The sequence below is a fragment of the Gluconobacter sp. P1C6_b genome (assembly GCF_018811945.1).
Classification (GTDB): Bacteria; Pseudomonadota; Alphaproteobacteria; order Acetobacterales; family Acetobacteraceae; genus Gluconobacter.
In genome coordinates, this window is the sequence record NZ_JACRVU010000001.1 from 320,137 (window position 1) to 345,507 (window position 25,371).

Here is a 25,371-nt window from a genome sequence, read left to right on the forward strand (position 1 = left end):
GCGCGGGACAGACGAAGATTGGCCCTGTTCCGCCAATCCGTTAGAGTGCACGACCACCAGACAGGCCCCCGGCTCCCCACAGGTCACAGGAGCCGGGGACACAGGAGACAAGTTCATGGGCGACCATCGTGATGACCGGGACGCCATCAACGGCGAAAACACCGTCTATCTGGCGGAGCTGCACACACGCTGGCAGCACGACCCGGCCTCCGTGGACCCGGCCTTCGCCTCCCTGTTCGAGACCCTCGGCTCAGAGCGTCTGACCGGCACGGATACGGCTGATCAGACCGACGCCAGCGCCGAGAGCCTGAAATTCGCCTATCGCCTGCGCGGACATTCCATCGCAGCACTGGATCCGCTCGGCCTCGCCCCCACACCCGACATCCCCGAACTGACGCCTCCCGGCGCAGACCGGGACCTGATCGCCCGTCTGCGCCGCGCCTATTGCGGCACGACAGCGGTCGAGTTCATGCATCTTCAGGACCAGGCCCAGCGCCAGTGGTGGATCGACCGTCTGGAAAATCCGGCCCCCGCACCTTCGCTGGACCAGAAGCGCATTCTCCTCGCCCTCACCCGCGCCGAGGGCTTCGAGCAGTTCTGCCAGAAGCGTTTCATGGGCATGCGCCGCTTCGGCCTTGAAGGCGGCGAGAGCGTTATCGTGGCCCTGCGGACCCTGATTGATACCGCCGCACAGGACGATGTGCGCTCCGTCTCGCTCGGCATGCCCCATCGTGGCCGCCTGAACGTGATGGCCAACATCCTGCGCAAGCCGTTTGCCGCCATCCTCAGTGAATTCGCCGGTGCATCCTTCAAGCCCGACACCATCGAGGGTTCGGGCGACGTAAAATACCATCTCGGCACCGCCACGACGCTCGAGCACGCCGGACACACCGTCCGCATCTCGCTCCTGCCCAACCCATCCCATCTGGAAGCCGTGGACCCGGTCGTGCTCGGCCGTGTGCGCGCCGATCAGGATCGCGAGAAGGACCGGGACCGCCAGCACCATCTGGGCATTCTCGTTCATGGGGACGCAGCCTTCGCGGGACAGGGCGTCGTGTACGAAACCCTCAGCCTCTCGAAGCTGGAAGGCTATCGGACGGGCGGCACGGTTCACGTCATCATCAACAACCAGATTGGCTTCACCACCGTCCAGTCCGACGCCCATTCCGGCCTGCACAACACCGACATCGCCAAATCCGTTCAGGCCCCCATCCTGCACGTCAATGGCGACGATCCCGAAGCTGTCTCCCGCTGTGCGTTTCTGGCCCATGAATGGCGCCGCACCTTCCAGTCCGACATCGTGCTGGATGTCGTCTGCTATCGCCGCCACGGCCATAACGAAGCCGACGAACCCGCCTTCACGCAGCCTGCGATGGTCCACGCCATCCAGTCCCGCGCCACGACACGCAGCCTCTACGCCCAGCATCTGGTCCGCACCGGCGTCATGACCGAAGCCGAGGTCGAAGAGATGTGGACCCACTTCCAGAACCGTCTGGAAGAACAGTTCGAAACATCCAAGACCTATCGTCCGAACAGCACGGACTGGCTGGACGGCCCGGAAGACCCGACGCGCCTGCAGGATGAGCAGGACCGTATCCAACCCATGACCGGCGTCCCTCTCAGGCGCCTTCAGGAAGTCGGAGAGGCCATCGGCACGATCCCGAAAGATCTGGCCGTTCATCCCCGTCTGGCCCGGCAGATCGTGGCGCGCGGCAAGGCCGTCGCCGATGGCGGCCCGATCGACTGGGCCACGGCCGAGGCCCTTGCTTTCGGCACCCTGTCGATGGACGGACACCCCGTCCGTCTGTCAGGGCAGGATAGCCGCCGTGGGACGTTCAGCCAGCGTCACGCCGTCCTCTTCGATCAGGAAACGGGTCGCGAAGACACGCCCCTGACCCATATCGCGCCCCATCAGGCACCACTGAACATCTGGAATTCGCCGCTCTCGGAATATGCCGTCCTTGGCTTCGAATACGGCTATTCCCTCGGCGATCCGGAAGCCCTGGTTCTGTGGGAAGCGCAGTTCGGCGATTTTGCCAATGGCGCACAGATCATCCTCGACCAGTTCATTGCATCAGGTGAAACCAAATGGCTGCGGACCTCCGGCCTGACCCTGCTTCTGCCGCATGGCTATGAAGGTGGCGGCCCGGAACATTCCTCAGCCCGCCCAGAGCGCATCCTTCAGCTCTGCGCCGAAAACAACATGCGCGTGTGCGACATCACCACACCCGCCAATTACTTCCACGCCCTGCGCCGCCAGATTGCGCGCCGCTGCCGCAAGCCGCTGGTCGTCTTCACGCCCAAATCCCTGCTGCGCAACAAGGATGCGGTTTCGATGCTGGACGAAATGGGACCGCATACGCGCTTCCAGCCCGTCATCGCGGACCCGGCAAAGGAAGACGGCGCACGCCGGGTCATCCTGTGCACCGGCAAGGTCTATTATGATCTCGTTGCCGAACGGACGCGCCAGAACCGCGACGACGTCGCCATCATCCGTGTCGAACAGCTCTACCCATTCCCGCACCACGCCCTTATGGAGCAGCTCATCCGCCACCCGGATGCGGAACAGGTTCTGTGGTGTCAGGAAGAGCCGCAGAACAACGGCGCATGGATTTTCGTGGACCGTCGCATCGAACGCGCCCTGCGAAGCTGCAATCATCGCGTGCAGCGCCCGGATTATGTCGGCCGCGAAGGCGCTGCCTCTCCCGCGACAGGACTACCGGGCGTCCATGCCGCCCAGCAGGAAAAACTGGTTCAGGACGCCCTGTCCTGAACCTTCCCGGCCTGAGCAAGCCTCAGGTCGGACCACCCTGATAGCCGTAGCTGCTCCGCCCCGCACCGACATTTCCGTAGTCATCGCCACGGAACTGTCGCGACCCCTGACCACCATAATCCGGCCCACAGGCCGCAAGAGCCGCCAGCAGCGCAAGCGCCGCCCCAATCCGAACGCGCGTCATCAGCGTTTCCCCCTTAATGTCGTTCCGTTGCGCTATCCTACGCCGCAAAACGGCCCTGAGCTACCTCTCGACAGCCTGAAAGCCTGCGTCAGGCCTCTTGCTCACAGGATCTGCCGCCTCTTCATCCCAGCCGGATCAGGCAGGTGCGCGCCTGTACATTGGTCTCTCTTGCAAGTGCCGAAGTGACGCTTTCGGCATGGCTCTCTCTCTCATCTTCACGAGAAAGGCAGGGGTCATCCACTCCCGGATCCTGCTCCCCAAAGGCGCGTCAGAGGCTTTTCTGGACCGAAGCACACTCTGGAACGAAGTCGAGCGCGTCGAAAAACATAAAGATGCCCAACTGGCACGGGAGGTAGAATTTGCTCTGCCGTGAGAGCTTAGGTCACGTTGACAAAAGACCTGACCCAGAACCTTGCGGCGGCGAGGTTGAGGAAACTGATGAAGAACAGGGCAGTCTTGTCGTAGCGGGTTGCAGCTTGAGGTGGCTGAACATCCGCTCGATGCGGTTGCAGTCCCTGTAACGCCGCCACGTAATCCACCCAAGCCCTCCGGATGAGCCCCTTTGCGCAAACAGCCTGTGAGTGAGCACGGACCACGATGCTGCCAATCATCGTCCATTCCTGATCCGTCAGCCCGCCTTAGGCCATATCTCTTTGCTCTGCCCCTTAACCAAGGGGCACAAAGTGAATCAGATCTCAGGCAGATCATATAGATCTTTTGTCAACGTGACCTGGTTTTCGATTACTTCGATCTATAATTGGGGCGCGACCTGAGTAGCGAAGAGCTCCAGGGACCGAAGAATGAAATGGTGTTCAGGGTCGACGGAATGAACCTGAATAGCGATTTCAGTCGCATGATCGAGCGTTCTGTCTTTTGACAGAGAGGCCAAGACATCATCTGGCGTTCCCAGATGAACATCAAATGTCCGGATCAGGGTATCGATATTCGTATCGTCAATCGTATGCCCCGCTGCCCTGAATTTTTTCACCTGCCGCGACAGACCTTTTCTGGCCAGTTGCAGGGCCTCTTCCCGGTCATCTGCGACGAAAACCGATCGCGAAGCAAGGATCCGGGGTTCCTGCCCCGATGGCAGAGCTTCAAGATATGCCTCAACGATCGGCAACTGAAGATCCGACAGGCTCGCGTCCGGCCGTCCGGCAGGGCGCGGCTGCGTCCGGGAGAGCAGCAGGCCGTCACTGTCTTCTCCGGCCTTTTTGCCACCAAATGCCGAAAAAGTCGCCTGCCAGCTCCGCTTTTCCAGTCCCGTCCCCTGCGGCCACAGATGATTCCCGCCTGGAAGTTCTTCGCCCTTCCAGGCGGATTTGACCGTATTCAGGTTATGGTTGAAGGTTGCATGACGATTCTCGAAACGCTCCCCGAACGCCAGATAGGACGCTGGCGTTCCCCCCGAACCGAATCCAACTTCCAGCCGCCCCTGTGACAGGATGTCGGTCACGATCGCATCTTCGGCCACGCGCACGGGATCTTCCATCACGAGAGTGACCACTCCCGTCCCCAGACGAATACGAGACGTATTCGCCGCAACATAGGACAGGAAAGGAAAAGGAGACGGCAGCCCCCCTTCATCGCCGTGGAAATGGTGCTGCGCCACCCAGGCGCTTTTGAAACCGTAAGTCTCTGCGGCCCTGATCTGTTCAAGCGCCAGCGCGTAACGCTGGCTGGCCGGAACGGCATCCAGAAGACGCGTGAAAAATCCGAACTGTTTTCGTGACACGGTCGAAATCGCTTTCAATATGTTCCCAATAAAGCCGGGCGCAGGATCTTTCCATGCGTCCGCAATAATGACCTTTTCCGGGAGGAATTCTCAGGCCTGTTTTTCTACCGGAAGGGTCGGATACCCCAGAGACAGCATCAGCCTGTTCGCCCAGTTGAAAAACGAGGACGCATTGATCAGATCGAAGATCTCCGCATCATTAAAACCGGCCTGACGCAGAACACGCACATGAACGTCTGAAAAACCAACGGGCGTTTCCGAGATCTGGCGGGCCACTTCCGCGACAAGCAACCATGCCTCCGTCGCATCGACGGGCAGGCTTCCGGTTGCAAGCAAGACGGCCAGCGCCTCGGCTGAACCTCCCTGCCGTTCGCTGAAACGGGCATGAACAGACGCGCAGTAAATGCAGCCATTGAACCGTGAAACAGCCGTTGCAGCGAGTTCACGCTCCCTGCGAGGAAGTCCACCAGCCGTGTTGTAAAAGATATCCTTGTCGCTGCGGGTCCGCGCGCCCAGAACCTGCGGATCACGCGCCAGCAGCATGAAATACGGGGACTTGGCGCGGGCGCGGTCCACCAGCCCTTCATAATGAACTTCCGTCAGTTCGCTTTCTTCAAGCGGCGAAAGCCAGGGATGCCAGTCCAGAAGGGCCGTAGTGAAAAGGGCAGGTTCCCGGTGCTCCTGGGGGGATGCGTTCTGTTGGGTAATGCTCATGATGTGCTCTCCGGAAGACCCTGACCCACGGCGGGGCCGGCATGACGCAGCACTGTCAGGCCATGAATGATCCTGACCTGAAAAGTGAGAAACGAAACGAGTTGGGACAGCGTCACGATGGCTGTTTCGCTCCACCCTGCTTGCTGTAGAGCCTCAAGCGCGTCGGCCGACGCATCGCGCGGATGATACACAAGAAGATGCGCATGCTTCAGAGCGGCAGACAGTCGATTTCCGATTTTCCCGGCAGAAACATCGAACACAAGGCCATTGAGATCTTCCTTAGACAGTGCCCCTTTCGGGTAAGCCCCGTAAGGCCCTCTCGTTCTGCCCTCACTTACGAACTGTCTGATGGCGGCGGAGAGAGCATGGCCTTCTCCGCTCCGTTCCAGAAGACCCAGATACAGGCGATAAATGTCCTGTTCCCCATGCAGTCCCGCGACAAATGACGCGACGGCCAAACGCTCTGTCCTTGAAAAGCCTTCGTCTCGCTCCGGGTTGAGTAGAAGCACCGCGCTTTGCTGGGCATTATCACGCAGAGCGTTGCGGCCACGCCGCAGAGTATCAAGCCATGATCCGCTCTCGATCCCAACGACATAATCGATAAGGTCCTGAGGCGGCTCCGCTTCGAAGGAAAATCCTGTAGTCATCGAATCACCCAAAAAGAATGAAGTAAAATGGTGGGTCAAAAGACATATCCGACCTTCGCATAGTAATATCCACCCTCATATCCGCCAGGAGCGGTCGTCGGATACTTGATGGTTCCCTGGGTTTCAGAAAGCGTGCTTTCCTTCACCCGGGTCGGAAATTTATTGAACAGGTTGTTTGCCCCTGCCGTCAGGGTAAAACCGTGTCCAACCTGCGCACTGAACGCAATATTGGTCTGAACCTGCGGACGAATATGCGTCCAGGTCGAGGACGGATCGCCGCTGTAGTTGATCCATTCCACCCCGGCATAACGCTGCTCCTGCACGTACACATTATACCGCCCCTTGGACCAGTTCAGGGCAAAGGACTCCTTGTTCTTGGGAGAAGCCCTCAGGAGATTGTTGCGCGAGAGGCTGTCGTAATACGTTTGCCCCAACTGCTGCAGAACCGCGGGTGTGGCAGCGTAGTGGGTGACTTCCGTATCAGCCACATTGGCCTGCACACTTCCGATCAGCACCCCCCAACGTGGCGCAAGCGGAAACTGGTAGCTCAGCTTGGCCGTAAAACCGTTGGTTGTCGTATTGCCGATATTGGTCATGTAATTGACGAATATCCTGTCCGTCGGGCTGCTGGTGATGCCTTGGGCGTAAAGGAATTCGTTCATCTGGGTTCCGGAAAACTCCGTTGTGCTTTCGATCCGGTCATTGATATCGATGCGGTAGCCATCCAGCGACAGATGAAGCGCATCGAGCGGAGACCAGTCGAACCCGATATCGTAACTGCGGGATGTCTCACCTTTAACGCCCGTAGCACCCAGAAGCTTGGCCACCGGATCAAATGACGAAAGATTCTCCGTCACCTGTCCCGGACCGGTAGATGTCGCATTGTAATGAACGGCCCCCAGAGTAGGCGCGCGATAACCCGTGTTGACACTGGCACGCAGCGCAAAACGCTTGCTGAAATTATACCGCATCCCGATAGAGCCAGTCGGCGCAGCCCCCTTGTCGGAATAGCTGACAGCCCGTCCCCCGATCGTCATTTCCCATTTTTGCGTCAGGAACAGATCCAATCCAACGTGCCCGTCGAAAATATCCCGCGACCAGTTGCCAGCATTCTGGGGTTCGAACCCGGCATACCCCGCTGCACCGGAGCTTGGCTGGACACCCGTCTGCCCGACAAGCACGGGTCCGGTCGCCCAGGACTGATAGTCACCCTGGCCGATCTGATAGGTATCGTGCCGGTACTCAAGGCCAAAATTCAGCTCCGCAGGTTTGGCGAGACGCGGGATAGCGAATTTTTTCGAGAACTTGGCTCCGCCGATCAGTTCGGATGCAATCAGCTGGCCTTGATGAAAACTTGTCTGGCTATCAACGCCAAATGTCGGGTTTTCATCATTTTCAACATCTTCGTTCACCCGCTCACGACCAAAGGACGCATAGGTATTCCAGGCCAGCCCGTCATTGAGAACGCCACGGAGGCCACCATTGACCTGAAAATCCAGCTCATCAAATGTTTCGATTGGAGAATATCCATTCGGATAAAGTTCGCGCGTTGTATTGTTGTTGGCCGGACCACGAAAAAACCCGACGCGATCCGTCGAACGATGTGCCAGCGTTCCGGTCGCATAGCCCTCCACCCGATCCGTAATGGGGATATGCCCGTTGAAGCTGAACACTTCCGCAAGAGATTTGCTGACACCTTCGACGCGATTGACGTCCTGCCCGACGCGACGCTGCATCTCCGCATCCTGCGGCAGAGAGTAGAGATTGGCCGTATTCAGGGCATCACGATGACTGGGAAGCTGGTTCAGAACCTGCCAGGCAATATCGATACCACCGCCCTGATTGCCTATCTTGCGTTCAATGTCGCCATAAGCCTCAACGGCCTGACCATCTCCAGCATAATATCCACTGTTCATGAGATTGACGGTGCCACCATTTCTGGCACCGGACTTGAGAACAATATTAATGGCGCCCCCGATGGCATCTTGCCCGTAAAGAACCGTAGCACCTTCCGTAATGATCTCGATATGATCAATTGCACTGAGGGGAATCAGGCTCAGATCGGCCGGCTGAGTCCCCTTCGCCGGGCCGTCCCCCCAGTTTCCAAGGGCACTGATATGGCGTCGGACACCATTGACCAAAACGAGGGTCTCATCGGCGTTCAGGTTTCTTAAGATGACAGTCTGAGTTGGAGTTGTGGAATAGGCACCCCCACCCCCACCCGGTGGCGCATTCAACTCAGGGGATGTCTGCTGCAATGCCGCGATGACATTGGTCTGCCCGGTCTGAAGAAGCTGAGCCCCCGTCACGGTCGCAACCCGCACCGTACTCTTCGTTGGCGTGGAGACCCGGAAAGCAGAAGCAACATTCTCCCGACTTCCCCTGGCCACGACCTGTTCCACAGCACCATGATCTTCCACATCCCTCGAGCCAACGGGATGTAATTCCGCTCCAGGACGCGTCTGACGTGCGGATACATGACCTTCAGGACGCGCCTGAGCCACCTCAGCCGTCATGCGGCTTTCCTTGTGACTTCTCCGGACCGACCGTTCATCATCGGTATGCTTTGTTCCATCCGATGCGACAGCCACAGGCGCTACGCCCAAAGACAGAAGCAGGGTGGTCGCAAGCGTCACGGGGCGTATGCCTGCATACTGCAGGCGATCATAACTCCGTCTGTACAGCATCTCTATTTCACTAACAGGCATGATGTTATTCCGACTGCGAATCACTATGTAGAAAAGTTCCTAGTGATTTCTGATACAGGAAAAACTTTGTTGCAAGTTATTATTTTAATTAAGCTATATTTTATAGTGTTTTATATTCCCAAAAAAACCAAGGATTTTCCTTGAATCATGGCCAAAAAGGAGCGTGTCGCATTTAAAACAGACAGGAAATTTTTCTGATCTCATTGCCAGCCCCTGTCCATAATTATCATTCCAAGATAGCATAATCCCAATTAACACTAATATTTTATGTTGATAATGTTCCTCATTCTGCCTGCGACCACATCATTGCGAAGGTAAAAATGCCGGTTCCCGCTGCCTCACCTCTCCGGTCGCTGCCCGCGGGCCTGTTTGCGCTGATCTGCGCGCTTTCCATGCCTGGCGCAGAAGGTCATTCCCAGAACAGAACCATCACGTATCTGGACCCGCAGGAGCACACGAACCTTTATCCGCCCGCTGGAGGATTTTATCCCAATGGTGGAATTCTGAGCCAGATTACGGACCGTCTGACCTGGCAGGACCCCACGACGCTGGAAATCAGGCCATGGCTGGCAACGGACTGGTCCATGAATGAGGATGATACGGAATACACGTTCCATATCCGTCCCGGTGTCACGTTCTCGGATGGATCGCCGCTTGACGCGCGGGCCGTAGCCCAGAATTACCAAACCTATGGAAAAGGCAACCCAGCGCTGCATTTTCCTGTTTCAGAGGCGATCAGCAATTTCGACCGCGCGGAGGTCATTGATCCCCTCACCGTAAGATTTCACTTCACCCATCCCGCGCCCGGCTTCCTGCAGGCCACCTCCGTTCTGGGATCGGGGATCGTCTCACCCGGCACCCTGCAACGCTCTTTCGACGAACTGGGAACAGCCACCAACATCATTGGCTCCGGACCCTTCGTCGTCTCGGCAGATATTCCGGGCAAGGAAGTCGATCTTTCTGCCCGCAAGGACTACAACTGGGGTCCGGAAAACCGTCCGGCGCGGGCAAAGACGGACCAGATCAAGATTCTGGTCGTGCCAGAAGACAGCATCCGTGTCGGCGCACTTCTGGCCGGTCAGGCGGATATCATCCGTCAGGTCGAGGCTTATGACGAAGAACAGATCAGACATGCTGGTTACAGCCTCCATGCGCCCTCGACCCGTGGTGTAAACACTGGCATCGCCTTTCGGCCCGATAACCCCCTTGTGGCGGATATCCGCGTTCGCAAAGCTCTGCTACACGGAACCGACCGACAGGAAATCGTTACTGTTCTCTATTCGGAGAACTATCCTCTGGCGCGTTCCGTGCTGTCGTCGAAAGCCGCCGGATTTGTGGATCTTTCGGAGAAACTGAAGTTTGATCCCGTCCTTGCCGGTCAACTGCTCGACAGCGCGGGATGGAGACGCGGCGAAAACGGCCTGCGCTACAAGGACGGACATCCGCTGCGTCTGGGAATTCACATCTCCCTCCCTCATCCGCAGAACAAGACAATGCTTGAGCTTGTGGCGCAGCAGTGGCGCCGGCTGGGTGTTGAACTCGATATCATGTCTGGCTCTGCCGCAGGGGTATTGCTCGACAACCTTGACCCGCAGAGAACCCCTCTGACTGTTTCGGAAGTCGGCCGGGCAGATCCTGATGTGCTGAAAAGCGAATTCTTTCCCAAAAACCGGGATGCCCTTTTGCAGAAAGGTGGGCAGAGCAACAAGGTACAGCATTTTCAGGACGAAACCCTGAACGCAATGCTGCTCGATATCGCCTCCCGAACCGATCGCGCCGAACGTCTGAAACAGGTCGTTGCGGTGCAGGAATACCTGATCGACAAGGCCTATGACATCCCGCTTTTCGAGGAACCGCAGGTCTATGCCACCTCTCCAAACCTGACGGGCCTCGGGTTCGAAGCTGTTGGGCGGCCTGTCTTTCAGAATGTGGAACTGAACCGCCCATGAGCAGCTTCCGACATGTCTGCATACAGCTCATCCGCGCCCTTCTGATCCTGTGGGGTGCTTTCACGGTGACATTTTTCCTGCTGCAGATGATGCCCGGCGATGCCGTCATGGTCCGGTTCATGGATCCCGAGCTTGGCCTCTCCCCCGAACAGATCGAAGCCATGCGTGTTCTCTACAGCGGCTCTTCAAGCCCGGTGTTCCAGTATTTCCACACCATCCTGCGGATGCTTCACGGAGATTTCGGATATTCCGTCCAGCTCGGTGTACCTGTCCGGACGCTGATCGAAGCTGCATTGCCCGTCACTCTGCGTCTGGCCGTAGTAGGTTTTATCCTCTCGCTTGTCTGGACACTCCTGATTGCCATAGGAGCCAGCCTTCTTCCAGCTCGCCCGCTGCGTCAGATTTTTCAGGCGATCCCCGGATTCTGGAGCGCAATCCCCCTCTACTGGTCAGGGATATTCATCATCCAGGTCCTGTCTTTCAAACTCCGTCTTCTGCCTGTGGTGGGCGTAGGTCCCTGGGAAGGGACCATTCTTCCCGCTCTTGCCGTCAGCCTGCCGATCGCAGCTCCACAGGCCAAACTTCTGCTCCAGCAGATTGAGGAAACCGAAAGACTGCCCTTCGTCATGGCCATCCGCACCAAGGGCGCCAGTCAGCGGTCCGTCTTCTTCAGACATATCCTGCCCAATTCCGTCACGCCGTGCCTGACGATGGCCGGTATTTCCTTCGGTGAACTGATTGCGGGAGCCATCGTGACAGAAACCATCTTCGGGCTGAACGGGCTGGGACGTCTCACCCGCGATGCCGTGTCCGGACAGGATGTCGCGGTCCTGCAGGCTGTTGTCATGATCGGCGCCACGGGCTTCGTGGCCGCCAACCTGGTGGTTGACCTGCTGATTCCACTGATCAATCCGAGCCTGCGTTCCTCAGCCGGATGGAAGGAAACATCCGGATCATGAAGCGCTTCCTCCCTCCCGGCCCGGAAAGCGTCGTGTCCATAGGGGTTCTTGCCGTTTTCGGATTGGCAATCCTCTTCCCATTCACCCTGACCCACAGTGATCCCGTGACAGGCGTTGCGAAGGAGCATCTTCTGGCCCCAGGCTGGACGCACTGGTTCGGAACAGATCAACTCGGCCGCGATGTTCTGACGCGCATCGTCTACGGAGCACGGGAAACGCTGCCAGCGGCGCTTCTGGCAACCCTGACTGGCGTGGTTCTCGGCGCTTTTATCGGCGGCTTGGCAGCGCTGTCCGCACCGGTTGTGGATGCGGCCCTTTCAGGCATCATTGATGTGCTTCTCTCTATTCCGGAACTGCTTCTGGCGCTGACCGTCGTGATCCTGACAGGTTTCGGCCCCGTTCATGCCGCCATAGCCGTCGGCATCAGCCAGACCGCAGGCTTTGCACGGATCATCCGCAATCTGGTCCGCAGTCTGCGCGCCATGCCCTATATCGAGGCAGCGCGCCTGTCGGGAACAGGGTTTGGGGGCATGATCTGGTGGCACATCCTTCCCAATGCATTCCGCCCGGTTCTGGGATTGGCTGTTCTGCGTTACAGCATGGCGATCCTTTCCCTCGCCACACTCGGCTTTCTCGGCTACGGCGCGCCCCCTCCAACGCCGGAATGGGGACTGATGATTGCAGAAGGCCGTGACTATCTGGCTACCGCCTGGTGGATGACCACCTTTCCCGGTCTGGCCTTGCTGACCGTCGCGTTCGCAACAAACCGCCTTAGTCACGCCATGACACGCACGAGGGGGGATCAGCCATGAACACGCAGCGCCCTGTCCTCGATGTCAGTCACCTGGGCATTTCCTATGATGGAAAGCCGGCCGTGGAAAACATCTCCTTCCAGACATTTCCCGGCCAGACGATGGCGCTGATCGGGGAATCCGGGTCGGGAAAATCAACCATTGCCAAAGCGATCATTCAGCTGCTGCCGCCCAGTGCCTGCGTTACGCACGGCATCATCACCCTGAACGGCATCTCCCTTCCGGACGCAACACCACGCGCTCTGAATGCCATCCGCGGCCACCAGATCGGCTTTATTCCGCAGGATCCTTCCAGTTCGCTCGATCCGCGTCTTCCCGTCGGCAGGCAGATTGAAGAGGTACTCCGCCTTCATACGTCCCAGCGCCGGGCAGAAAGACGCGCGCACGTCCTGCACCTTCTAGAGCATGTCGGCTTTTCCGAACCCGAACGTCGCTTTTTACAGTACCCACATGAGCTGTCAGGCGGCATGAAGCAGCGCGTGCTCATTGCCATTGCCGTAGCCCTTGCCCCTCCCCTCATCATTGCCGATGAGCCGACAAGCGCATTGGACGTCACCATTCAGGGCCAGATCCTGGACCTGCTTGACCGTCTGCGGGAAGAAAGCGGATCCTCTGTGCTGATGATCACCCACGACCTTGCCGTTGCACGGGATCGCGCACACGACATGATCGTCCTGCGGCATGGCCAGATCGCAGAGCAGAACACGACCCGTAATCTGTTCGAAAATCCCCGGTCTTCCTACACCAGAAAGCTGCTCGCCGATTCTCCTGCTTTCCACTCACGTCCAGCAACACCAGAGCGCCCTGTTTCAGGCACGCAGCCAGCCATTCAGGTTAAAGATCTTACGATCGCATACGGCTCACGAACCGCTGTCAGTCACCTTTCATTCGACGTGCAGCCCGGAACAACGCACGGTATTATTGGAGAGTCAGGCTCCGGCAAGACGACGCTCCTGCGATGCCTGATGGGGCTCATCCCCCCGCAATCCGGCTCTGTTCATGTTCAGGGCAAAGACATCTTCTCCGAGACGTCCGCAGAACGCCGACAGCGTCTGCGGAGCATGCAACTCGTTTATCAGAACCCCTGGAGTTCTCTGGATCCACGACTGACAATCCGTCGCATTATTGAAGAACCTCTGCGCAATTATTTTCCTGAAGGGCAGGCCTGGCGTCAGGCACGTCTTCATGACCTTCTGGAACGCGTGCATCTGCCGCTGGCCCTTCTGGAGCGTTATCCCTCGGAAATATCCGGCGGCCAGTGCCAGCGCGTTGCCCTGGCGCGCGCACTGGCGGCCCAACCTGACATCCTTGTACTGGATGAATTCGTCTCCGCACTGGACGTGACAGTACAGGCCCGGATTCTGGAGCTTCTGTCCGAATTGCAGAAAGAACTCAATCTGACCTTCGTCTTCGTCTCTCACGATCTCGCCGTTGTCAGACAGATTGCCGATACGCTCTCCATCATCCGGTATGGCAAACAGGAGGAATACGGCGATGCGGAACAAATTTTCAGGGAACCTGCCTCCCCCTACACACAGACGCTGCTCCGCGCCATTCCCGGCCAGCAACACTCGGGGAAGGCGAAGAGGGAAGGATCGAAGGAGTGGTAATTTTTACCTGGGTCACGTTGACAAAAGACCTATTGGTCTGGGGCAAGATCTGATTCACTTTCTGGCTGTGGGATAACGGGCAGAGAGAACAGGCATGACACGAGGCGATCTGACGGATCAGGAATAGTCGATGATTGGACCTCTTGTCCCCTCGGAGCGGGGACGTTGGGCCCGCTCAAGCGGCGGAAGCGGACCTGCGGTTTACGCCTACATCTGAGCCGTAGGCGGGTCTTGTGCGTGAGGCGGAGAGCGGACATCTTGCATCGTAGGCGCAACTGAGGATCAGGGTAGGATGTTTAAGATCAAGGAGGATGATCTCTCCGGAGATCAGACACGTGCGTTGTTGACACTTCACCTCGCAGGCATGCACGCCTCCTCGCCAGTGGGTAGCGTCTTCGCGCTAGATCTCACAGGCTTGCAAGGCTCGGGCGTAACCGTGTGGACAGCTTGGCACGGGGAGCGCATTGCTAGCATTGGCGCGCTGAAAATTACAGAAGATGGCACTGCTGAGGTGAAATCCATGCGAACTCATCCGGACTTCCTGCGCATGGGAGCCGGTGCAGCTGTCCTTGAGACCATTATCGCCGCTGCCAAAAGGCATGGTGTACAACGATTAAGCCTTGAGACAGGTAGCGGACCGGCATTCGAACCTGCGCTCAAGCTGTATCAGCGTCGAGGGTTTGTGAAGGGTACAGCCTTTGGCTCCTACGTTCCGGGTGAATTCAATCAATTCCTTCATCTGGACCTCAGGTAAAAGCATACCAAGGTAACCGTCATAATCCGTCGACGGTAGCTGCGCTTCCGGTCTCGCCTCATGTCGGACACGTATTGCCGCGATTTGATTTCCCGTTGACGGACTTTGGCGACAATCGAATCAATTTGATGGAATACTGCCAATAGCGGCAGTCAACGGCCTTCCCTTGATCGGGCCAGTGCCGCATATTGTTGCGAAATCGTAAAGGGGTAGTAGCAATGCGGGTATTCTTGTTTCTCATAGGGACGCTTGTCACAGTCAGCACTTTTTCGAGCATTCGCGCAGCTACACCCTGCCTAGCGCCGAGTGCCGCCGCCCTATTACCAGCACCGTCGCTCGATCAAAAAATTTGGATTGCAACTCGGATTTACGACACCGTAAAGCATTATTTCGCGCACTGGGAGGCACTCCCATCGGATTATGAATTTGATACCCAATACAGAGCCTTTATTGATCAGGCCATCACCGCGAAGACCCGGATCATTTTTGACCTGTCTGTCATGAAATTGTTCGGAAGCCTCGCTAACGGACATACCAATTTTTTCGATAAAGAATTAGTTTGCCGCGATACATTGCCGTTTCGAGCTCAAAATATGCAGGGCGGCTGGGTTATTACTCGATCGCATCATCCCAATTTGATACCCGGCGATATCATTACTGCAATCGATGGTGAACCGTTTAGCAAGTGGGTCGAACAGCGGCTGCCCTACGTTCGAGGCAGCAATCTCGTCGCCAGCGAGAATCATCTTTTTACTTTTGGATTAGTTTGGCCGGCTCGCTTCACACTGCTCCTTGGTAACGGCAAACAGGTCATAATTGATCGAGACGCTCTTAATACTGGTTCATCAAGTGGCTTGCCGATGCCGCCCAGCAATACGCAAACCAACGTTTCGAAAGATGGCATTGTCCGGATTGCTATCCCCAGTTTCGGCAAGCCTGAATATGAAAATGCTGCCGTCGATGCAGTTAAGGCTCATACTGACGCACCCGCTCTCCTATTCGATCTACGTGGTAATGGTGGAGGATCAACGCCGATTAATCTCATTTATACCGTTTTGGAAAAGCCAATGCACGATATGCTGAGCGCTACGCCCCTACATATAGGAACTGTGGAGGCATGGTCTCAATCCGGTGACGGTATGCTGCCTAACGCCATGGTTCGGGACGGTGGCGAGCTAATCCAACCCAATCATCCTGTATTCCATGGACGTGTTTTTGTGCTGACCGACCGCCATTGTGTATCGGCCTGCGAAGATTTCGTGGCCGCCATGCGCATATCGCATCGTGCCACGATCTTGGGAGAAACCACTGAGGGCAGCACCGGACAGCCCTACAGTGTGGGATTTCCAGAGTTAAAAATGACTTTTCGCGTCAGTACCCGGCGGGAATACTATCCCGACGGCTCACCCTTTGAAGGTATTGGTGTCCGACCGGACGTCGATATCCCGCTGACCCGGGAGATGTTGGTGGACAAAGAAGACGCCGTGCTTGAGCGGGCCCTGACGATCATAAGGCGTTCAAACCATTGATCACTTGAAAAGCGCTTTACTGCGCCAAATGGAAGTGGGGTGGTAATGTCCGTTTTCCGGCTTCGTCGCCTGATAACAGACCATCTGCTTACCCCCCGAAAACTGCCTGTCTACTCAAGGAATATGAAGCAGACAGGCGGGATGCGCCTCATCCCGGTCGTAAGAAAAGCTGTTCGAGCTTCCGGAAAGCCGACGTTCAGACAGAGCTTTGCTTTGATCAACGTCCAAATTTACTGATGTTTCTCCAAAAGGCTGTTTTCACAGGCGGATGCAAAATAGTGTCGTCCATGCTCCTGGCGCCGTTTCGTTTTCCAGAGCCAGTGTCCCACCATGGCTGCGTACGATTTGCCTTGCGAGGCTCAGGCCGATCCCGTTTCCATTCGCCTTGAAGGAAACAAAGGGTTCGAAAATACGCTCACGCTGTGTGTGGTCGATGCCCTTGCCATTATCTTGCACTGTGATCCGAACAGCTTCGTCAATCCATGCCCCAGCGAGTTTTACGCGCGGCGAAGGGTACCCCAGAACGGCTTCCGCTCCGTTATTTAAAAGATTGAGCAGTGCCTGCTCCATCTGCCCCCGGTCCAGCCTGACCATGATCCGCTCCGGCGGCAACGAGAGTTCGAGCGCGACGCGACCGGCCCATCGCGCATCGAAGAGTCGTGCCGTCTCACATAGCAACTCCCCAAGGTCTATCGGCTGGAGGTCTGGTGTCGGCAGGCGCGCAAGATCGCGATAGCCGCGCACGAACCGATCCAGCCCGTCGGCACGTCGCCTGATTGTTGCGAGGGCCTCGTTGATCATTCTCCCTGTCTCACGCGTCGGAACTTCGCTGAACAACTCGGCTGCCGTCGCCGAGAGAGAGACGATCGGTGTCAGGGAGTTCATGATCTCATGGCTGAGAATTTGGAGCAGCTCGCGAAGCGCCTGTGCCTCGGCGGCGTTCATGCGCGCTTCAACATCCATGAGCGCCAGATAAGCGACGATTCCACCAACGCCACCTCCCTGGCCGACCGACACGGCATAGACACGCGACGATCCCCCCGATGAGGGCAGGCGGATGATAGCATTCTCCGATGCGCTTTTATCGGGTTCGATAAAAGCAAGAAGAGAGGATGGTGGTGCAATCAGCCGTCCTTCCGTTTCGAAAAGACGTCGCGCTGCCCGATTGGCGGCGTGAAGCGTACCGTCTGTCTTCTGAAACAGCAGCGGCACCGGAGCATGATCGAGAAGAACACGGTTAAGCAGTGTTTCGCGCTCTGCAGGCTGAACGACGGATGGTTCCTGACGCTGAGTGTGGCGTAACAGTTCAAGCTGCGTTGCGATGAGCGAAACCATGCTGAATACAGCCATACATACGATAAGCACGGCCGTCGCAAAAAACCCGTTCTGCCAGGCCGGGCCTGTCAGCAGACAGGCTGCGATGATGATTGACAATTTTGCCAATATAGCGAGAACGATACGCATCTATAGCCCGTACCGCGCCATCCGGCGATACAGTGCCGGGCGCGTCAGCCCTAACTCCCGCGCGGCCTGTGTGATATTGAATCCGTGCTTGCGCAGTGCCGTTTCGATGAGCAGGCGTTCCGTTTCATAAAGCGTTGTGGGAACTCCTGCATTGCCATGCTGCTCGCTGGAAGGGATTTGCCAGGTTCCCGTCAAAACCGCGCGCTCGACCCGGACACGAAGGGACCGCACGTTCTGCGGCCAGTCCCCCGTTTTCAGGGATGCAAGACAGACATCGTCCACCTCAGGCTCCGGCAGGCCGTGACGGGTAGCAAAATAATGTAAAAAATGAGAAGTCAGGGCCATAATGTCATCCGGTCTTTGATCCAGGGGCGGCACCGTTAACACCACCATCCCGAGATGAAGCATCAATCTGGGATCAAAACGCGTTTCCAGAACGTTCCGATCAAGAGATGAGAGCGCGACAACACGCGGCAGATCCGTCCTCTCCAGACTGTCGGCCAATCGGCGCTGGAGCGTCGGTGTCAGCGCCTCAACATCACGGATTAGCCAGTTCCCCTGTTCCTCCGGTAATGCGCCACATTCGTCCGCACGGATCAGGATTTCACGTCCTGCATCGCGGGACAGGGCAAAAATACGCCGTGCCAGAAGCGTCTTGCCGCTGCCCGGTGGGCCGCAGATGATAATTGGCGCGCGTGTGGGCGCGAGACGATCCGCCTCTGCGACGATCCGCCCCAACGCCGCCGAGGCCACGATCATGGTATGCTCTGTCGCCGTTTTGCGCTCAACTGGCCGACTGGCTAGGATCTTCTCGATCAGCGTCATCAGACGCTCGTTATTCCATGGCTTCATGACGAAATCGCGCGCGCCGGTTCGCATCGCTGCAACGGCGATCGCAACACCGCTATGCCCAGTGACAACCACAACCGGCAACTCAGGACGCAGAACGAGCATGTCTTTCAACAGCGCCAGCCCCTCGGCACCATTCGTTGCTCCTTTGCTATAGTTTAGATCAAGCAGCACGAGATCGATTGCATGCGTCGCAAGCTGCGTCAGGGCCGACTGCGCATCATGGGCGCACACGATATCCAAACCGCGATGTCTGAACAGCAGCCGCGCTGCTGACTGAACGTCAGGATCGTCATCAACAAACAGCATTAACGGCTTCTCATCGTGCTGCACCATCAGAGATCCTGTCGATTCGTTACGTCATCCATTTGTTTTCCTCTTGACACGGTGCCTGAGGGTGTCCGCTTCCGGACATTATGTCCGGAAGCGGACATGCAGAGATCATGATAGGAAAATAATCGTTGTTTTTCAACGAACTAACATTTGTTGGCACCATGATACACTTTTTTCCAAGAGGAGAAACAGCGTATGGATCGACCGGTCCCCCACAGTCTTTCCAACACCGACAGGCCGCCTTCCGCGCCGGGCACCGGCATGGATCGTGCGGTCCGGCCGTCAAAACGAAGAACTTTGGCTCGCCGTGCCTTGCGCTACGGCGTGCCCATCGCGATCGTTGCCTCGCTTGTGGCCGGATGGAGGCTTGTGCCCGCAGCCGGCACGCTCTCCGTGCCGCACGACCAGTTTTCACTGGCAACAGTCAGTTCCGCACCATTTCTCGATTACTTGCCGGTCCGCGCGACGGTCGCGCCGTTAAACGTCACCTACATTGATGCCGTGCAGGGGGGCGAAGTGGCTGAGGTAGTCGCGCGGGACGGTGCCCTCGTGAAGAAAGGAGAGATCCTCGCCCGTCTGACGAACCCGCAACTGCAACTGGACGTCACGTCGCGCGAGGCACAGATCGCAAGCCAGCTCGGCGCAGTCAGTGCACAACGGCTAACATTGCAGCAGACGCGTACCACTGAGGAAACACAACTGGCAGAAGCGCGCTACAATCTTCTCAAAGCGCAGCGCGAGCTTTCGATCCGTGAACAACTGCACGGTCAGGGCTTTGAATCCGACGCCAATGTGCAGTCCTACCGAGACGAGGCGAATTACTACGACCAGCGCCTCAAACGCCTGGAAGGCGCGCTGACGCAAGACCTCAAGATTGCAGACCGTCAGGGCTCGGAAATTGACGAGGAGGCGCAGCGTCTGCGCTCCAATCTCGATGTGGTCGAGTCCAGTCTGGACGCTCTTGTTCTTCGCGCGTCGTTGCCGGGGCGCCTCACCAATTTCGATCTTCAGTCCGGGCAGTCGCTAAAGGCAGGCGACAAGATCGGACAGATCGACAGCGAGGGCCTGTATCGGCTGGATGCGGACATCGATGAATTCTATCTCGGTCGTGTCGCCGTGGGCGAGCGCGCGGAAGCCGATCTCGGCAACACCAAAATTCCCATGACTGTCTCGCGCGTCCATCCACAAGTTACGAGCGGTCAGTTTCGCGCCGAATTGACCTTCGACAGGCCTCCTCCTGGCGACCTACGCCGCGGCGAGAGTGTGGATCTGCGCATCACACTGGGCGAAACGCATCGTGCGCTCGTATTGCCGAATGGGGCGTGGCTGGAAGCCAGTGGAGGATCGTCGGCCTTCGTCATGGCCTCGAACGGTCGTACGGCAGACCGCGTCAGTATCACCTCAGGTCGGCGCAACCCGGACCAGGTGGAAATCACTGGTGGGTTGCACGAGGGCGATCAGGTGATCGTTTCTTCTTACAATTCCTACAAGAACTTCAACCATCTCGCAGTCCACTAAGCAAAAGGCTCCATATATGCTGATCGAACTCTCGCACATCCAGCGCCTTTATCGCTCTGATGAAGTGGAAACCACAGCACTTCACGACATCGACCTGCAGATCGAGGCAAGCGACTTCGTCTCCATCATGGGACCGTCGGGCTGCGGGAAGTCCACGCTGCTCAATATCCTCGGCACGATCGATCGTCCGACAGCGGGTTCCTACCGGTTCGGCGAGCATGAACTGACGGCGCTGAACGAAGCGGCGCTGGCCAGATTCCGTCGTGAGCATCTTGGTTATGTATTCCAGAGCTTCAACCTGATCGACGAACTGACGATCGAAGAAAACATCGAGCTTGCCCTGGTCTACCGCAACATGCCCAAAGGTGAACGCCGCACCCGTGTGGCGCATGCCATGGACCGGGTCGGCATCGCGCATCGCGGCCGGCACTATCCGTCGCAGCTTTCCGGCGGCCAGCAGCAGCGTGCGGCCATTGCGCGCGCGATCGTCGGCGAGCCGCGCCTGATCCTCGCTGATGAACCGACCGGCAATCTCGATACGGAGAACGGCGCACAGGTGATGGATATTCTCCAGCGCCTTAACGACGAGGGCGCCACCATCATCATGGTTACGCACTCCCCCAGCCACGCCGATCTCGCCCGACGCCGCATCGACATGCTCGACGGCCAGGTCGTGATCTCCGTGCGCAACGCAATCTGAGGGAGAAGCGAAAGATGCTTACGACCATCCTGCGCAGTGTCATTCGACAGGCAAGACGGCATCCACTCTATGTCGGGCTGAATGTGTTCGGTCTGGCGCTCGGCATCGGCGTCTTTTTCACCCTCGCTCTGCTCGTGCGCTTCGAATACAGCTACAATTCTAGTTTTGCAGATGTGGATCGCCTGTTCAGGCTCGACACCGTTGCCAGCAACCCGGGAACCGAAACCCACGAATATGCTGGTACGACATTTTATGCTCTGCCATTCCTGAGGCAAGATTTTCCCGAGATCAAAGACAGCGTCCGTATCGAGGGAGAATTTCTTCAGGTGCGTCTGAATGGAACACTTGTCACCTTTCAGGGGGCCTTCGTCGATCCATCCATTCTGGACGTTTTTGGCCTTCAACTCATCAGCGGGCAGCTTAACGCGCTGGGACGGCCTGACGGGATCGTAATATCGGAAAATGCGGCAAAACGGATTTTCGGAACGTCAGATGTGCTGGGGCGTACTGTTACGGTCGATGACTACGGTCAGATGAGCCGTCACATCGTAACAGGTGTTACGAAGGACATGTCCGGTCCAAATTTCCTCTCTGATACGGAAATGATGATTCCGATCTCATCGGAACACGAACGGATTTCAAGCTGCTATTCACGATGGGGCAGCGATTGCGGCAATATATACCTTAAGCTCAGACACGTGCAGGATCGGGAATTCATCCAGTCACACCTGCACGACTTCGTCATGCGCCGCGCGTCAGGGCCTGACGATAGCGATATCGGCCTTGGACCACATCCTGACAAAACATATGCGCTGACCCTGGCGCCCCTCCGTAACGGGCGTTTTTACGATGCGCATGTCGTAGCGTCTGATGACGGCGTGGAGCGCAACGTCATCGACGGGATCGGCCTTGTCGGACTGCTGGCCTTGGCGCTGGCCTGTGCCAATGCGATCAACCTGGCCACAGCGCGTTCAGTTCTTCGCGCACGAGAAGTCGCAATTCGCAAGACTCTCGGCGCCACGCGCAAGGCGTTGTTGGTACAGTTCCTCGGCGAAGCGGTGGTCCTGACACTCGTTGCAGGCTTAATCGGGGTGGCCTTGTGCGAACTTCTGGTGCCCGGAATCGCCAGTCTGACGGGCGAAAACATCACAATTTCCTATGGCTTTGTATTGGCTGTTTTGCCGCTGGTTATTCTCGGATGCGGCCTTGCGAGTGGGCTCTATCCCGCCCTCATTTTGTCTGGGTATCGGCCTGCCCGTGTTCTAGCGGCCGCCAGAATGCCGTCAGGGGGACGAATGGCCGGTCGCATGCGCGATGGTCTTGTCATCGGACAATTCGCAATCGCGATCACTATTGTGATCGGCATGCTCGTCATCCATCAGCAGACCGAGTTTCTCAAACACGCGGACCAAGGGTTTGTCCGGTCGGGGCTCCTGATTGGATCAGCTATTCCGTCGGACGACATCGCAACGCAGCAACGGATGCATGACCGTCTTGCCTCTGTTCCCGGCGTGTTGGCTGTGACCTATGGCATGCTCGCCCCCAGCCCAAATAATAGGAGCCATTCGACGTTTACCTATGATGGCCCCAACGGCCCGGTGCGGGTTCATCTGTTACAGGACAGATGCGATGAGAATTATCTTCAGGTCTATCAGCCCCGCATGCTGGCCGGTCGCTGGTTCGATGCATCACGAGGGCAGGACAGTCGACCAGATTACAAAAAGACGCCCACGGCGATGACCAACATCATTCTCAATGAGACAGCGACGACGCGGTTCGGTTTCGCAAAACCAGCCGACGCCATCGGTAAGGTCATCGAAGCCGGTGGCCGGTCCGCAACCATCATAGGTGTCATGGCGGATCTACGTTTCGAATCCCCACGCCAATCTGTTTATCCTGAAATCATGACGTTCAATCCTCGTTTCAATACGCAGTTTGAACAGCCGATCCCCGCTATCCGCTTTTCCGACGTGCCGGTCCCAGAAATGGAACGCCGTCTGGGGCTCGCCTGGTCAAGCGTTCTGCCTGACGTGCAAGGCCATTTCCAGACAGCCGATGCGCGGCTGGAAAAATTCTATCGTGGCGACGAACAGCGTGGACGCATCTTCACGCTCGGAGCAGTCGCTGCGGTCGCGATCGCAGCGCTTGGTCTTTACGGGCTTTCTGCCTTTGCAGCCGCACGACGCGTCCATGAAATGGGTATTCGTAAGACGCTGGGTGCAACGAGTTTGCAGGTCACGATGCTTTTGCTACGGGACTTCCTTCGCCCCGTCATCATTGCTTCGCTCATTGCCTGCCCAATTGCCTGGGCCATCATGCGAGACTGGCTTTCAGAATTCGATGAACGGATTTCGCTTGGGCCGGTGTCCTTCATCATTGCTGTGGGCGGGGCGCTGACGATTGCCGGATTAACCGTGCTGGGACAGACGATCCGTCTTGCACGCGCCGAACCTGCGCGTGCACTCAGGGCGGAGTAACGAATATGCGCTCAATCACAATGTCGCTTATCGGAACAACATTGCTTCTTTCGACCGCGGCTCAGGCGCAGACCCTGACGCAGGCTCTCGCGCTGGCATATCGCAACAACCCGACCCTGCTGGGCGAGCAGGCCAATCAGCGTGCGGTGACGGAGAATTCGTCGCAGTCGCGAGCCGGCTGGCGTCCGACCGTTACGGTTAACATGGATGCCAATTATCAGCAGGGACCCTATACGAACGCTTTCGCATTGGGCACATACACGTCGAACTATGCCGAAGGCTATGTCACGGCCAAACAGACGCTTTATTCTTTTGGCCACGTGGCCAATCAGGTCCGGGCCGCGGACGCGCGCTCACGGGCAGAAGGCCATGCTCTAAGGCTGACGGAATCACAGGTCTTTACCAATGCAATCACTGCTTACATGGACGTCCTGCGGGACCGGAACGTTCTGGAGGTGCGTCGTGCTGACCTGGATATGCTAGCGCGGCAGGTGGAGCTGACCACATCGCGCTACACCCTTGGCGGTCAGCCAAGCGAGCAGGTCACACGGACCGATGTCGAGCAGGCGGAGACACGCCGTCGCTCGGCAGAAGTGGCACTGACACAGGCTCAGGCGACGCTCGCTGCCTCGGAAGCATTGTTTCGAGCAGTGATCGGTGTCGAACCACAAAACCTGACCATGCCCGATGGTCTTCCGGGCATTCCTTCAAACGTCCAGCAAGCGGTGCAAACAGCAATCGCTGCCAATCCCCAGCTTGCCCAGATGCGCGAAACCAGGGATGCCACGATCGCCGATATTGACACCGCACGTTCGCAATGGGGACCACAGATTCAGGTCCAGGGCACATTTGGTACGATCGGCCCGGGCTCGCCGTTTCGTGGGCGGGAATATAGTGAGCAGGTTGCAGGAACTGTCTCGCTGGTACAGCCGATCTACAATGGCGACCTTTACAATTCCCAGATCCGCCAGGCACGTGCAAAGGACGAGCAGGCACGACAGAACGTTGAACTCGCCAAGCGTACTGCTCTTCAAACTGTAGTGACGAATTGGCAGGCCGTGGAGAACGGCCTGGAAGCGATCAAAGCCGGTATGGCCGAAGTTCAATCGGGTGAGACGACGCTGAAAGGCTATCAGCTGGAATACGGATACGGTCTGCGCAGCACGACGGATGTGCTTTATGCCGACCAGAATTTACGTACGGCGCAGGTGGAGCTTGCGAGCAGTCGGCACGATACGATTGTGGCTGAAGCGATGCTGTTGGCTGCGATGGGACGCTTGCAGGCGTCTGACCTGCTGCCGAATGAACGGCAATATGACGCCAGCGCCAAGTTTCAGCGTGCCCGCACGCGCGGCTGGGAACCTCTGCAAGCACCCATTTCCGCGATCGATAAGGCTGGTTGGTAAAAAGAATGGTGCATTTCTATTGCATAGTTTAGGGTCTGTTAGGTCTTGATATGGTCTGCTGTAGCAGCGATGAGGATGACGGAAAGAAAAGACGCGGCTGTCTTTTCGTATCGTGTGGCGACAGCCCGCCACTCCTTGAGCCTTGCCCACAGGTTTTCGACCAGATGCCGATGTCTGTAAGCCCATCTGGGACAGGCGACTTCTGGATCATTCTTTCTTGGCGAGATGACAGGACGAGATCCCCGGTTCC

Annotated in this window: 21 protein-coding genes; 12 read left to right on the forward strand and 9 right to left on the reverse strand. The window is 57.4% G+C overall.

Features of this window, described 5'->3' with window-relative positions:
• The first annotated feature begins 115 nt into the window (after positions 1 to 115).
• Positions 116 to 2,773 carry a 2-oxoglutarate dehydrogenase E1 component gene (locus KP701_RS01525; protein WP_215745388.1) on the forward strand — a complete coding sequence of 886 codons (2,658 nt, stop codon included), beginning with the start codon at positions 116 to 118 and terminating at the stop codon, positions 2,771 to 2,773.
• Positions 2,774 to 2,795: 22 nt separating this feature from the next.
• On the opposite strand, the gene KP701_RS01530 is transcribed toward KP701_RS01525, so the two are convergent.
• Entirely contained in the window at positions 2,796 to 2,957 is a 162-nt protein-coding gene (locus tag KP701_RS01530) for a hypothetical protein (protein ID WP_215745389.1), read from the reverse strand.
• Positions 2,958 to 3,153: 196 nt separating this feature from the next.
• Here KP701_RS01530 and KP701_RS01535 point away from each other — a divergent pair, with 196 nt between their 5' ends.
• Entirely contained in the window at positions 3,154 to 3,330 is a 177-nt protein-coding gene (locus KP701_RS01535; protein WP_215745390.1) for a MobA/MobL family protein, read from the forward strand.
• 4 nt (positions 3,331 to 3,334) lie between these two features.
• Here KP701_RS01535 and KP701_RS01540 read toward each other — a convergent pair whose 3' ends face one another.
• The 5 genes from KP701_RS01540 to KP701_RS01560 form a co-directional block, all read right to left on the reverse strand.
• A complete protein-coding gene (locus KP701_RS01540; RefSeq protein WP_215745391.1) occupies positions 3,335 to 3,568 on the reverse strand; it encodes a hypothetical protein in 234 nt (77 codons plus the stop codon).
• A 140-nt stretch (positions 3,569 to 3,708) separates the two neighbouring features.
• Positions 3,709 to 4,692, reverse strand: a complete 984-nt coding sequence (locus KP701_RS01545) for a putative FMN-dependent luciferase-like monooxygenase (protein ID WP_215745392.1) — start codon at positions 4,690 to 4,692, stop codon at positions 3,709 to 3,711.
• A 90-nt stretch (positions 4,693 to 4,782) separates the two neighbouring features.
• On the reverse strand, positions 4,783 to 5,406 hold the full coding sequence (locus KP701_RS01550; protein ID WP_215745393.1) for a peroxidase-related enzyme: 624 nt from the start codon (positions 5,404 to 5,406) through the stop codon (positions 4,783 to 4,785).
• A complete protein-coding gene (locus tag KP701_RS01555) occupies positions 5,403 to 6,053 on the reverse strand; it encodes a CMD domain protein (RefSeq protein ID WP_215745394.1) in 651 nt (216 codons plus the stop codon). The genes KP701_RS01550 and KP701_RS01555 overlap by 4 nt, the downstream gene beginning before the upstream one ends.
• A 35-nt stretch (positions 6,054 to 6,088) precedes the next feature.
• Entirely contained in the window at positions 6,089 to 8,569 is a 2,481-nt protein-coding gene (locus KP701_RS01560; RefSeq protein ID WP_252345316.1) for a TonB-dependent siderophore receptor, read from the reverse strand.
• A 512-nt stretch (positions 8,570 to 9,081) separates the two neighbouring features.
• Between KP701_RS01560 and KP701_RS01565 the strand changes: the two genes are divergently transcribed.
• The 6 genes from KP701_RS01565 (at position 9,082) to KP701_RS01590 (ending at position 16,374) form a co-directional block, all read left to right on the forward strand.
• A complete protein-coding gene (locus tag KP701_RS01565) occupies positions 9,082 to 10,710 on the forward strand; it encodes a TIGR04028 family ABC transporter substrate-binding protein (RefSeq protein ID WP_215745395.1) in 1,629 nt (542 codons plus the stop codon).
• A complete protein-coding gene (locus tag KP701_RS01570; RefSeq protein WP_215745396.1) occupies positions 10,707 to 11,669 on the forward strand; it encodes an ABC transporter permease in 963 nt (320 codons plus the stop codon). The genes KP701_RS01565 and KP701_RS01570 overlap by 4 nt, the downstream gene beginning before the upstream one ends.
• Positions 11,666 to 12,481: an ABC transporter permease gene (locus KP701_RS01575; RefSeq protein WP_215745397.1), complete on the forward strand. Its 816-nt coding sequence runs from the start codon at positions 11,666 to 11,668 to the stop codon at positions 12,479 to 12,481. The genes KP701_RS01570 and KP701_RS01575 overlap by 4 nt, the downstream gene beginning before the upstream one ends.
• Complete coding sequence (locus tag KP701_RS01580; protein ID WP_215745398.1) at positions 12,478 to 14,091, forward strand: ABC transporter ATP-binding protein; 1,614 nt, start codon at positions 12,478 to 12,480, stop codon at positions 14,089 to 14,091. The genes KP701_RS01575 and KP701_RS01580 overlap by 4 nt, the downstream gene beginning before the upstream one ends.
• 292 nt (positions 14,092 to 14,383) lie before the next feature.
• Positions 14,384 to 14,845, forward strand: a complete 462-nt coding sequence (locus tag KP701_RS01585) for a GNAT family N-acetyltransferase (protein WP_215745399.1) — start codon at positions 14,384 to 14,386, stop codon at positions 14,843 to 14,845.
• A 218-nt stretch (positions 14,846 to 15,063) separates the two neighbouring features.
• On the forward strand, positions 15,064 to 16,374 hold the full coding sequence (locus KP701_RS01590; RefSeq protein WP_215745400.1) for a S41 family peptidase: 1,311 nt from the start codon (positions 15,064 to 15,066) through the stop codon (positions 16,372 to 16,374).
• Between the two features lie 258 nt (positions 16,375 to 16,632).
• On the opposite strand, the gene KP701_RS01595 is transcribed toward KP701_RS01590, so the two are convergent.
• Complete coding sequence (locus KP701_RS01595; protein WP_252345317.1) at positions 16,633 to 17,709, reverse strand: PAS domain-containing sensor histidine kinase; 1,077 nt, start codon at positions 17,707 to 17,709, stop codon at positions 16,633 to 16,635.
• Positions 17,710 to 17,838: 129 nt separating this feature from the next.
• The gene (locus KP701_RS01600) at positions 17,839 to 19,023 is read right to left on the reverse strand and encodes a sigma-54 dependent transcriptional regulator (RefSeq protein ID WP_215745402.1); all 1,185 of its coding nucleotides are present in this window, start codon (positions 19,021 to 19,023) and stop codon (positions 17,839 to 17,841) included.
• 192 nt (positions 19,024 to 19,215) lie between these two features.
• Between KP701_RS01600 and KP701_RS01605 the strand changes: the two genes are divergently transcribed.
• From KP701_RS01605 to KP701_RS01620, 4 genes are read left to right on the forward strand one after another with little or no spacing between them, the layout of a single operon-like run.
• Complete coding sequence (locus tag KP701_RS01605) at positions 19,216 to 20,538, forward strand: efflux RND transporter periplasmic adaptor subunit (protein ID WP_252345318.1); 1,323 nt, start codon at positions 19,216 to 19,218, stop codon at positions 20,536 to 20,538.
• 16 nt (positions 20,539 to 20,554) lie between these two features.
• Positions 20,555 to 21,238 (forward strand): ABC transporter ATP-binding protein, encoded by a 684-nt coding sequence (locus KP701_RS01610; RefSeq protein ID WP_215745403.1) that lies wholly within the window; start codon positions 20,555 to 20,557, stop codon positions 21,236 to 21,238.
• Between the two features lie 14 nt (positions 21,239 to 21,252).
• A complete protein-coding gene (locus KP701_RS01615; RefSeq protein ID WP_215745404.1) occupies positions 21,253 to 23,715 on the forward strand; it encodes an ABC transporter permease in 2,463 nt (820 codons plus the stop codon).
• Positions 23,716 to 23,720: 5 nt separating this feature from the next.
• The gene (locus tag KP701_RS01620) at positions 23,721 to 25,121 is read left to right on the forward strand and encodes a TolC family outer membrane protein (RefSeq protein WP_252345319.1); all 1,401 of its coding nucleotides are present in this window, start codon (positions 23,721 to 23,723) and stop codon (positions 25,119 to 25,121) included.
• 38 nt (positions 25,122 to 25,159) lie between these two features.
• On the opposite strand, the gene KP701_RS16540 is transcribed toward KP701_RS01620, so the two are convergent.
• Complete coding sequence (locus KP701_RS16540) at positions 25,160 to 25,348, reverse strand: transposase (RefSeq protein ID WP_371818864.1); 189 nt, start codon at positions 25,346 to 25,348, stop codon at positions 25,160 to 25,162.
• Between the last annotated feature and the right edge of the window lie 23 nt (positions 25,349 to 25,371).